The sequence below is a fragment of the Streptomyces silaceus genome, assembly GCF_001419745.1.
GTDB classification, from domain to species: Bacteria; Actinomycetota; Actinomycetes; order Streptomycetales; family Streptomycetaceae; genus Streptomyces; species Streptomyces silaceus.
This window is the reverse complement of sequence record NZ_LIRJ01000007.1, coordinates 1-10001: the sequence shown is the minus strand read 5'-3', so window position 1 is coordinate 10001 and position 10001 is coordinate 1. Positions and strand designations below refer to the sequence as shown.

Below are 10001 nucleotides of genomic sequence, written 5' to 3'. Positions count from 1 at the left end.
CTCCGTAGCCCCCGCCCGAACGCCCCCTGCCGCCGAGGAGCTCGCCGAGGATGATGCCGCCGAGCACCGCGCCGCCCATGCCGCCGCCCCGGCCACCGCCGCCGCCGAGGCCGTCGTAGGGGTTGCCGTAGCCGCGCACGTCCCGCTCGGCGAGCTGCTGGGCCCGGCGGGCCAGGGAGTCTGCCTGCTGGGCCGCGGCGAGCGCGGCGGCGGCGTCGCCCTCCTGGCCGGCCTCCGCCTGCGCGAGATGGCGCTGGGCCTCGGCCAGGCGGGTCCGCGCCTCGCTGCCGACGGCGCCGCGGTGCGTGGTGACGTAGTCCGCGGCGGCCCCGACGGCGCTGCGCGCGGTCAGCAGCGCCTGGGAGAGCAGGGCGCGGGAGCGGCGGTCGGCGACCTCGCGCTCGCGCGCCCCCGCGAGGGCTTCGTCCAGCGCGGCGTCGGCCTCCTCCACCCGGCGCAGGGCGTCGATGGGGTCGTGGGGCCCCGCCGACAGCTGCCCGCGCACCTCGGTGACGACCGCCTGCGCGCGGGCGACCCGGCCCCGCAGATCGGCCGTGGAGACGCCGTCCGCGGTGCCGTCGAGCAGGCCGCGCGCGTCCGCGAGGTCGGCCTCGGACTCGGCGAGCGCGCCCGGCAGCTTCTCGGCGGCCAGCGCCAGCTCGCCGGCGAGCCGGTCGACGGCGTCCACGAACGTGCCGGCCTGGTCGACGGCGCCCTCGGCGGCGCGCAGATGCACCGCCGCCGCGCCGCTCTCGCCCGCGTCGAGGGACTGGCGGGCCCGATTGAGGTGGGTGGTGGCGAACACGAGCCGGTCCTTGGCCTGCTCGACGTGGCCCACGACGGCCGCCGACGCGGTGGGGGCGTACGCCGTACGGAGCGTGGCGAGCGTGTCGTCGGCGGCGCCCGTGCGGCCCGCGACCTGCCGGAACACCGTCTCGGCGTGTTCGAGCGCGCGCGGAATGTCCTTCTCCAGGGCGCGCAGCTCGTCGAAGCCCGCGGTCTCGGCGTCCAGGCGGCGGCCGGCCTCCGTGCAGCGCGCGACGATCTCGTCGAGCATGCGGCGCCTGGTCGCGTCGTCCTCGGGGAACGCGTCGTCGAGCTCCTGCCGCAGCCGGAACGCCGCCGTCAGCTCCGAGCGCGCGTACGCGAGCGCCTCGCTGAAGGGCCGGGCCGCGTCCTCGCCGAACTGGGCGGTGGCGAAGCCGAGTTCCTCGGCGCTGGTGCGGACCGCGTCGTCCGTCTCCACGAGGAGGCGCCGGACCTCCTTGTCGAGCTCGGGGAGCGGCGTGACGTCCGCGCCCGCCGGCTGCCCCCAGCCGCCGCCGGGCGTCGTGCGGGTGGTGACGCGCTTCTTGCGCCGCTTGTACGCGACCGTCGCCGCGACCCCGGCCACGCCCGCCGCCACCACGGGGAGCACCAGGTCACCGGCCACCGAGTCGCCGCCCGCGGCGGCGCCGGGGTCGGCCGGGCCCGGGGTGAGCGAGGGCGTCGGCACGGGCTGCCCCGCGAGGACCGCGCGGTAGCCGTTCGCCGCGCCGATGGCCGCGCCCGCCCAGTCGTTCTCGCGCAGGGCGGGCCTGATCGCGGTGGTGGCCACGTCCCTGAGCTGCGCGTCGGTCAGCCGCGAGGCGTCGCTCACGGAGTAGGCGAACTGCCGGTCGTGGGTCGCGACGGCGAGGAGCACGTCGTCGAGGCCGAGGCCGTTGCGCTCGGCGGTGGCGTCCGCCCAGCTCTGCGCGGAGCGGCCGGAGAAGTCGCGTACGTAGGCGACGAAGAGCTGGACGCCGCGGTCGTCGTAGAGCCGGTCCAGGGCCTGCTCGGCGGCCTCCTTGCGGTCCCCGAGGGCGTCCGACCTGTCGGTGAGCTGGCCGGCGCGGGAGAGCGTGACCGGGTCTTCGGCGAGCGCGGGCGCGGGGCACAGCAGCGGGAAGCAGGCGAGCAGCACGGCCACCGCGGCCGCGGCTGCCCGCGCGGCTCTGTGCGTGGGCGGCGTCACATGGGGGAGCGTATGGCGGCATTCCGGGCACCGCGACCCGGAGGCGGCGCCCCGCGGCGGACCCGTACGGTGACCATGAGCCCGGCCGGTGCCGGCCGGGGCGGCGGGAACGGGGGAGGAACGCGGTGGACGGGGACTGGACGGGCATCAGGGAGCGCGTGCTCGCGCTCCGGGAGGCGCCCAACTGGCGGGCGGTGTTCGGCGCGGACTTCCAGGGGCACGGCCATGGCTTCGTCCTGCGCCCGGTCCTCACCGAGGAGCAGGTGGACGCGGTGGAGCGGCGGCGCGGGGTGACGTTCCCCGCGGAGTACCGGAGCTTCCTGCTGGAGGTGGGGGCCGGTGGGGCGGGTCCGGACTACGGCCTGTTCCCGGTGGACCCGGACGCCCCCGAGCCCTCGGCTCCGGACGGCTCCGCCCGCCTCTTCAGCCCCGAGCGCACCACGGAGTGGGACGCGCACCAGTCGGCGGAGCCGCGGCGCGCCGCGTACGGCGACTCGACCGAGGAGGCGGACCGGTTCCGCGCCGACTACGCCGCCTGGGACCGGCGCGACGACGAACTCCTGGAGGCACTGACCGACGGCGCGCTCCACATGAGCGACCAGGGCTGCGGCTACTACACGCTGATGGCGCTCACCGGCCCCGAGCGCGGCACGATGTGGCACGACGCCCGAGCGGCGGCGGAGGGCGTGATCCCCTTCGCGTTCCTGAACAGCACGGCGAGGGTCACGTTCGCCCAGTGGTACGTCCACTGGCTGACCCACGCGGAACGCGAGGCGAGCCGTGCGCCGGAGGGAAAATAGGCGCCAACACCCCTGCCCCCACCGGCAGATGAGCACCGCGACCCCCCTGCTAGGGTGCGCCGATGTCTTCGATCAAGCAGTTCCAGGTCACCTTCGACTGCGCGCGGCCCGAGCGCGTCGCCCGCTTCTGGTGCGAGGTGCTGGGGTACGTCGCGCCGCAGCCCCCGAAGGGCTTCGACACGTGGGACGCCTACAACGCCTCCCTGCCTCCCGAGGACCGGGACGCGTGGTTCTCCTGCAGCGATCCCACGGGCGTGGGCCCGCGCCTGTTCTTCCAGCGCGTCCCCGAGGGCAAGACCGTCAAGAACCGCCTCCACCTCGACGTACGCGTCGGCACCGGCCTCGTGGGCGAGGAACGCCTGGCGGCCCTGGAATCCGAATGCGCCCGCCTGCTCCCCCTCGGCGCCTCCCGCGTCCGCCTGCTGGCAGCGGACGAGGAGAACGAGTCGTGCCTGGTGATGCAGGACGTGGAGGGCAACGAGTTCTGCCTGGACTGAGGGCGGGCCGGGGCCGCGCGGATGCTCAGGCGCGGCCCCAGGCCAGCAGGCCCGGGAGTTCGCTCGTGCGGTCGTTGTCGGCGGGGCGGAGGCCGGACTCGGGGCGGTTCTTCCAGGTCATCGTGATCATGGGGGTGTCGCCCTCGCCGACGGTCACCTCCGAGCCCGCGTAGCGCTCGCCGGGGGCCGTCTTCTCGCGGAGCTTCGCGGCCGTGGTGGCCGCGGCCTTCTTCGAGGCGGCCCGTGCGCACAGGGTCTCCGAGGAGGACCTGCCGTCCTTGCCGAGGCGGCCGCCGATCGCGAAGAGCACGGTGTCGGCGTCCTGGCGCTCGGCGTAGTACGTCGCCTCGTACACGTCGCCCAGGCAGTCGGCGACCGCCGCGTACGCCTTGACGTCGCGCAGGGAGTCGTCGGGCGCGGTCAGGGGCAGCGCGACGTGCGAGCGGCGGGCCACGCGGGCCGACTCCGAGACGTCGTAGACACCGGACTCGCCGCGCTTCCTGTAGCGGGTGCCGCCGTCCGTGTCGGAGGCCTTGTAGCCCTGCTTCCGCATCGCCCGCGCCACCGCGTCCGTGTCGAACTCGCCGGTCAGCAACGAACTGTCGCCGACCAGGACGGAGGCGCGGACGTCCTTCGCGCCGAAGCCCCAGTCGGCGCGGACGCTCCCGCCGGTGTAGCCGCTCTGGGCGACCTCCAGGATCCCGAAGCCGTCGAGCCCCCGGTACAGCCCGGGGTCCTCGGCGACCAAGCGGCGCACGGTGCGTACGTCCCGGTAGGTCACCGCCTGGTCCGCGGCGGACGCCGGGACCGCGCCGAGCGCGCGCTCCAGACCCGTGCCCCCGCCCGCGCCGTCGTCACCGGGCAGGGAACAGGAGGTCGCGCCCGCGCTCAGCGCACCGGCGAGCAGCACGGCCGTGAAGGGGCGGGAGGTGCGGGGTAGACGCATGCGCGGCAGTGTGGCACAAGGGCCCCGCCGCGCAGGGCCGGAGCGGAAGACTCGCCGGAGCCGCGTGCGGAGGCCTGTCTCAGGGGGAGGACGGGCAGCGGCTCAGTCCGTGAACTCGACCTCCGGGTACGCGGCCGACGGCCCGTCGAGCAGTCCGTCGTCCTTCCCCTTCAGCCACCGGTCGAAGAACGAGGCCACGTACGCCCGTTGAGCCGCCACCGACCGCGCCGGGTCGATCGTGCCGATGTTCTCCTCGACCACCTTCCGGTCCGCCCCGGACCGGGGGAGAAGCACGGAGAGGTCCGTGTACGACTGGTGCCGCGAGCCCTTGAGCGTCAGGTTCCGCTGCCAGCCCGTGCTGTGGGACAGGAACGACCGCCAGGACGGCTCGGTCGGGCGGTCGCTGCCCATCAGGAGGAAGGGGCGGTCCAGGCCGTGCTCCGCCACCGGCATCAGGTTCGTGCCGTTCGGCTCGGGGTTGAACTCCAGCGTGCCGTCGAGGTCGACCCCGGCCTTGACCCGCCTGTCCTCGTACATCGTCTCGGCCGCGGCGATCCCGCCCGCGGACTGGCCGACCATGCCCACGCGCCGCGGGTCGACCGCCTTCGACAGGCCGTGGGGCAGCGAACCGAGGCTGTCCAGGACGAACGTGGAGTCGGCGACCCGGACGTCGAGCGTTTTCTTGAGCAGCTCCGTCAGGGTGCCGTTCTTCTGCGCCTCCTCCAGCGCCTCGCGCAGCGGCCCGTCGTCCTTGACCGAGCCGTCGGGGAACTGCACCCCGGGGTTCTCATAGGTGTGGTCGACGGTCACCACGACATAGCCGCGGCTCGCCAGCTCCTCGACCAGGGCCGTGCCCCAGGTGCGCGGGTCGCCCGAGCCCGCCGCGTACACCAGCACGGGGTGCCGCCCGCCGCGTGTGTCGGCCGGCGCGCCCTCCCGGGCGTGCGTGCGCGTGGCCGCGAAGTCGACCGCGCCCTTGGGGATGCCGTGCGGCGAGGTGGCGTCCCAGCGGGCGGCGGCGCCCGGCGCCATGTAGTCCGCGCGAGGGTGCCGCTCGCCGGCCCCGGACGCGGCCCCGGACGCGGCCGGGTACCAGACGCTGACCATCAGCTCGCGGTACGGCCGCGACGGCACCCACGGGTCGTGCCGCGACCGGTCGACGAGCCGGGCCGAGACGGTGCCGATCTCGTACGGACCTGTGGGCGCGGGGAGTTGGGCCGGGGCGCCGGCGGGCCGCGGCGGCGGGGCGGCGGTCGCGGTCCCCTGCACGGGGAGCAGCGTCACCGCGAGCCCGGCGGCCGCGAGCCCGACCAGCGAACGACGAGTCAAGGAAGCGCGAGAAGTCATGTCTCCATGCTGATCGTCCCGCGCATCCGCGACCATGGGGGAAATCGCGGAAATCCCGCCTGGGGGATATCCCCCAGAACCCTGATCCGGGCCCCTGACCGGGGGCCCGACCAGCCCCCTGACCAGGGTCCTTGCTCAGGCCCCTGGCCGGGCCCTGATCAGGGGCCCGACCGCCCGCCCGGCCCTACTCCGTCCGCCGCCGAATCTTGTTCCCCAGCCACACCAGCGGATCGTACTTGCGGTCGACGGCCCGTTCCTTCAAGGGAATCAGCGCATTGTCCGTGATCTTGATGCCCTCGGGGCAGACCTCCGTGCAGCACTTGGTGATGTTGCAGTAGCCCAGCCCGTGCTCGTCCTGCGCGGTGCGCTTGCGGTCCAGGCCCGACTCCGCCGCCGCGTCCAGCGGATGCATGTCCAGCTCGGCGACCCGCATCAGGAACCGCGGCCCGGCGAAGGCCTCCTTGTTCTCCTCGTGGTCGCGCACCGCGTGACAGGTGTCCTGGCACAGGAAGCACTCGATGCACTTGCGGAACTCCTGCGAGCGGTCCACGTCCGTCTGCTGCATGCGGTACTCGCCGGGCCCGAGGCCCGCGGGCGGCACGAACGACGGGACCTCGCGCGCCTTCGTGTAGTTGAAGCCGACATCGGTCACCAGGTCCCGCACCACGGGGAAGGCCCGCAGCGGCGTCACCGTGATGACCTCGTCCCGGTCGAAGACCGACATCCGCGTCATGCACATCAGCCGCGGCCTGCCGTTGATCTCCGCCGAGCACGAACCGCACTTGCCCGCCTTGCAGTTCCAGCGCACCGCGAGGTCCGGCGCCTGGGTGGCCTGCAGCCGGTGGATGATGTCGAGGACGACTTCGCCCTCGTTGACCTCGACCTTGAAGTCCATGAGGTCGCCGCCGTCGAGATCACCGCGCCAGACCTTGAATCGCGCGTCGTACGAACTCACTCGTACAGCTCCTCTTCAGTCAGGTACTTGACCAGCTCCTCCTTCTCGAAGAGGGCCAGCAGGTCCGGGCGGATGGGCTCGGTGGGCACCCGTACGAGGTCGATCTGGCCGCGCACCGGGTCGGTCGCCGCCAACCCGCCGGTGGGATCCGCGAGTTGGCAGAGCAGATTGGCGCGCCGCCACTCGCGGTCCATCGCCGGATGGTCCTCGCGGGTGTGGCCGCCGCGGCTCTCGGTGCGCTCCAGGGCGGCCCGCGCGATGCACTCGCTGACCAGGAGCATGTTGCGCAGGTCGAGCGCGAGGTGCCAGCCCGGGTTGAACTGGCGGTGGCCCTCGACCCCCGCTCGCCTGGCCCGCACCCGCAGCTCGGCGAGCTTCTCCAGGGCCTGCTCCATCTCGGCCTCGCGGCGGATGATGCCGACCAGGTCGTTCATGGTCTGCTGCAGTTCCTGGTGGAGCGTGTACGGATTCTCCGGCGTCGCCCCGTCCTCGGGTCCCTCGGCGCTGAAGGGGCGCAGCGCCTCGGCGGCCGCGGTGTCGATCTGCACCTCGTCCAGCACGGGCCTGGCGTCGAGCCCCGCGGCGTACTCGGCCGCGTGCAGCCCCGCGCGCCGCCCGAAGACAAGCAGGTCGGAGAGCGAGTTGCCGCCCAGGCGGTTGGACCCGTGCATGCCGCCCGCGACCTCACCGGCCGCGTACAGACCGGCCACGCGGCGCGCGGCCGCGGTGTCGGAGTCGACCGCGATGCCGCCCATCACGTAGTGGCAGGTCGGCCCGACCTCCATCGCCTCGGCGGTGATGTCGACGTCCGCGAGCTCCTTGAACTGGTGGTACATGGACGGCAGCCGGCGCTTGATGACCTCGGCGGGCATCCGCGTCGACACGTCGAGGAACACGCCGCCGTGCGGCGAGCCGCGGCCCGCCTTGACCTCGGCGTTGATGGCGCGCGCGACCTCGTCGCGGGGCAGCAGCTCGGGAGGCCGGCGGTTGTGGTCCGGGTCGTCGTACCAGCGGTCGCCCTCCTCCTCCGACTGCGCGTACTTCTCCTTGAACACGTCGGGGACGTAGTCGAACATGAACCGCTTGCCCTCGGAGTTCCGAAGGACCCCGCCGTCGCCGCGCACGGACTCGGTGACTAGGATGCCCTTGACCGACGGCGGCCAGACCATGCCCGTCGGGTGGAACTGCACGAACTCCATGTTCAGCAGCGGCGCCCCGGCGAGCAGCGCGAGCGCGTGCCCGTCGCCGGTGTACTCCCACGAGTTGGACGTCACCTTGAAGGACTTGCCGATGCCGCCGGTCGCCAGGACCACGCTCGGCGCCTCCAGGACGAAGAAGCGGCCGGACTCGCGGTCGTAGCAGAAGGTGCCGCAGACCCGCCCGGCGTCGCCGTGGCCCGTGCCCTCCTCCTTCAATACCCGTGTGACCGTGCACTCCTGAAAGACCTTCAGGCGTGCCTCGTAGTCCCCGAACTCCTTGTAGTCCTCCTGCTGCAGCGAGACGATCTTCTGCTGGAGCGTGCGGATCAGTTCGAGTCCGGTGCGGTCGCCGACGTGCGCGAGGCGCGAATACTCGTGCCCGCCGAAGTTGCGCTGCGAGATCCGGCCGTCCGGGGTGCGGTCGAACAGCGCGCCCCAGGTCTCCAGCTCCCAGACGCGGTCGGGCGCCTCACGGGCGTGCAGCTCGGCCATCCGCCACTGGTTGAGGAACTTGCCGCCGCGCAGCGTGTCGCGGAAGTGGACCTGCCAGTTGTCGCCGGAGTTCACATTGCCCATGGAGGCCGCGATGCCGCCCTCGGCCATCACCGTGTGGGCCTTGCCGAACAGGGACTTGCAGATCACGGCCGTGCGGGCGCCCCGGGCGCGCGCCTCGATCGCGGCCCGCAGGCCCGCGCCGCCGGCCCCCACGACGACGACGTCCCACTGCTGTCGCTCCACTTGAGACATCAGAACAACCTCGGATCGTCGAAGGCGCCGCTGGAGATCAGGAACACGTAGAAGTCGGCGAGCGCCACGCTCACCAACGACGCCCAGGCGAGCAGCATGTGACGGGCATTCAGTTTGCCTACCCACTGCCACATGCGGTAGCGCACCGGATGCTTGGAGAAGTGCTTGAGCTTGCCGCCGACGATGTGCCGGCAGGAATGGCAGGACAGCGTGTACGCCCAGATCAGCACGATGTTGACGAGGAAGACGAGGGTGCCGAGACCCATGTGCCCCCACTCGTAGTGCTCGTCGCGGAACGTCAGCACGGTGTCGTACGTGAGGATGCACGCGACCGGGACGGCGGCGTAGAAGAAGTACCGGTGGACGTTCTGCAGGATCAGCGGGAAGCGGGTCTCGCCCGAGTACTTCTTGTGCGGTTCGGCCACCGCGCAGGCCGGAGGCGACGCCCAGAAGCCTCGGTAGTAGGCCTTGCGGTAGTAGTAGCAGGTCAGTCGGAAGCCGAGGGGGAAGATCAGGATGAGCAGCGCGGGGGACAGGCCCCACCAGCTGCCGAAGATCTCCCAGTTGGGCCCGGACCGCATCGGCTCGCAGTTCTCCGCCAGGCACGGCGAGTAGAACGGCGAGACGTAGGGCGCCTGGTAGTAGTCGGTATTCGCGAAGGCCCGCCAGGTCGAGTAGACGACGAAGGCGAGCAGTCCCGCGGCGGTCGCCGCGGGCGCCAGCCACCAGCGGTCGGTCCGCAGATGGGCAGCGCCGATGGCGGCGCGCGTGCCGTCGCGCACGCCGCCGCCGGGGGCCGGTCCGCTTTTCGGTTGGGGTTCCGTGCCGGTGGCCAACGAGGGTCCACTCCTTCGTCCTCGGGCAGCGGGGAAGAGGTACTGGGCGTGGCTCTGCGGGTGTGCGGCGGCGCGGTCAGGGCGCGTGACGGTCGCGGGCGCCCAGGCCCTCGTCGTCGAGATCGCCGGTGTCCGTCCACAGCGCGCGGTCGTACGGCGTGTCGGGGATGGTCACCAGTTCCGGCCGGTGCTCCTCGCGGGGCGCGGGCGGCGGAGCCGACGCGCGCAGCAGGGCGACGCTCTCGCGCAGCCGGTCGGCGTCCGTGCGCACCCGGCGCAGATCGACGCCCGCCAGCGCGTCGCCGGCCTGCTGCTCCAGCCGGCCGACCGTGCGGACCAAGTCGTCCACGCATCGCTGAACGGCCGTCAGTTCATCGTGCAGAGCCATGACTTGCCCTCACTTCAGGTGTGCGGTGGCAACGCTCATGCGCCTGCGAGTGTCGCGCGTCACATCCCGGCTTGTGAAGGGATCTGCACCGATTACCGGATCGGGCACGGTGAATGCGCCGGATCACGCGCCGATCGCGCCGACCTCGACCGACGGTGACCGCTCGTGACCGCCGGCCGTGTACGCCCGCCGTCCGTGTACGTCTGCGACGGCACCCCGCGAGCGCCCCTCGCCCACCGTCCGCGGCCGCCCCGGCCCACCGTCCACGGGCGGTCCCTTATACACATCTG

The 10001-nt window shown here is 73.0% G+C and carries 9 protein-coding genes; 2 read left to right on the top strand and 7 right to left on the bottom strand.

The window, feature by feature from the left end; all coding sequences use genetic code 11:
* The coding region (locus AOK22_RS00900; protein WP_055696578.1) for a TPM domain-containing protein at positions 1 to 1996 on the bottom strand (1996 nt) is incomplete at its 3' end.
* 125 nt (positions 1997 to 2121) lie between these two features.
* Here AOK22_RS00900 and AOK22_RS00895 point away from each other — a divergent pair.
* Together AOK22_RS00895 and AOK22_RS00890 are read left to right on the top strand one after the other, a co-directional pair.
* Positions 2122 to 2796 carry an SMI1/KNR4 family protein gene (locus tag AOK22_RS00895; RefSeq protein ID WP_055696577.1) on the top strand — a complete coding sequence of 225 codons (675 nt, stop codon included), beginning with the start codon at positions 2122 to 2124 and terminating at the stop codon, positions 2794 to 2796.
* Between the two features lie 62 nt (positions 2797 to 2858).
* Positions 2859 to 3293 (top strand): VOC family protein, encoded by a 435-nt coding sequence (locus AOK22_RS00890; RefSeq protein ID WP_055696576.1) that lies wholly within the window; start codon positions 2859 to 2861, stop codon positions 3291 to 3293.
* A 25-nt stretch (positions 3294 to 3318) separates the two neighbouring features.
* On the opposite strand, the gene AOK22_RS00885 is transcribed toward AOK22_RS00890, so the two are convergent.
* The 6 genes from AOK22_RS00885 to AOK22_RS00860 all read right to left on the bottom strand — a co-directional run bounded on the left by AOK22_RS00885 (position 3319) and on the right by AOK22_RS00860 (position 9711).
* Positions 3319 to 4239: a hypothetical protein gene (locus AOK22_RS00885; RefSeq protein WP_055696575.1), complete on the bottom strand. Its 921-nt coding sequence runs from the start codon at positions 4237 to 4239 to the stop codon at positions 3319 to 3321.
* Positions 4240 to 4341: 102 nt separating this feature from the next.
* Positions 4342 to 5586, bottom strand: coding sequence for an alpha/beta hydrolase family protein (locus AOK22_RS00880; protein WP_055696574.1), 1245 nt, complete (start codon positions 5584 to 5586; stop codon positions 4342 to 4344).
* 184 nt (positions 5587 to 5770) lie between these two features.
* Entirely contained in the window at positions 5771 to 6541 is a 771-nt protein-coding gene (locus tag AOK22_RS00875) for a succinate dehydrogenase/fumarate reductase iron-sulfur subunit (protein ID WP_055696573.1), read from the bottom strand.
* Positions 6538 to 8487, bottom strand: a complete 1950-nt coding sequence (locus tag AOK22_RS00870) for a fumarate reductase/succinate dehydrogenase flavoprotein subunit (RefSeq protein WP_055696572.1) — start codon at positions 8485 to 8487, stop codon at positions 6538 to 6540. Before AOK22_RS00870 ends, AOK22_RS00875 begins: the two co-directional genes overlap by 4 nt.
* Complete coding sequence (locus tag AOK22_RS00865; RefSeq protein WP_055696571.1) at positions 8487 to 9323, bottom strand: hypothetical protein; 837 nt, start codon at positions 9321 to 9323, stop codon at positions 8487 to 8489. Before AOK22_RS00865 ends, AOK22_RS00870 begins: the two co-directional genes overlap by 1 nt.
* 76 nt (positions 9324 to 9399) lie before the next feature.
* Positions 9400 to 9711, bottom strand: coding sequence for a hypothetical protein (locus tag AOK22_RS00860; protein WP_055696570.1), 312 nt, complete (start codon positions 9709 to 9711; stop codon positions 9400 to 9402).
* Between the last annotated feature and the right edge of the window lie 290 nt (positions 9712 to 10001).

What these genes read in the sequence shown, in the direction of transcription:
- AOK22_RS00885 (WP_055696575.1), bottom strand. Translation starts at nt 4,239, where the DNA reads ATGCGTCTACCCCGCACCTCCCGCCCCTTCACGGCCGTGCTGCTCGCC.
- AOK22_RS00860 (WP_055696570.1), bottom strand. Translation starts at nt 9,711, where the DNA reads ATGGCTCTGCACGATGAACTGACGGCCGTTCAGCGATGCGTGGACGAC.
- AOK22_RS00880 (WP_055696574.1), bottom strand. Translation starts at nt 5,586, where the DNA reads ATGACTTCTCGCGCTTCCTTGACTCGTCGTTCGCTGGTCGGGCTCGCG.
- AOK22_RS00890 (WP_055696576.1), top strand. Translation starts at nt 2,859, where the DNA reads ATGTCTTCGATCAAGCAGTTCCAGGTCACCTTCGACTGCGCGCGGCCC.
- AOK22_RS00870 (WP_055696572.1), bottom strand. Translation starts at nt 8,487, where the DNA reads ATGTCTCAAGTGGAGCGACAGCAGTGGGACGTCGTCGTCGTGGGGGCC.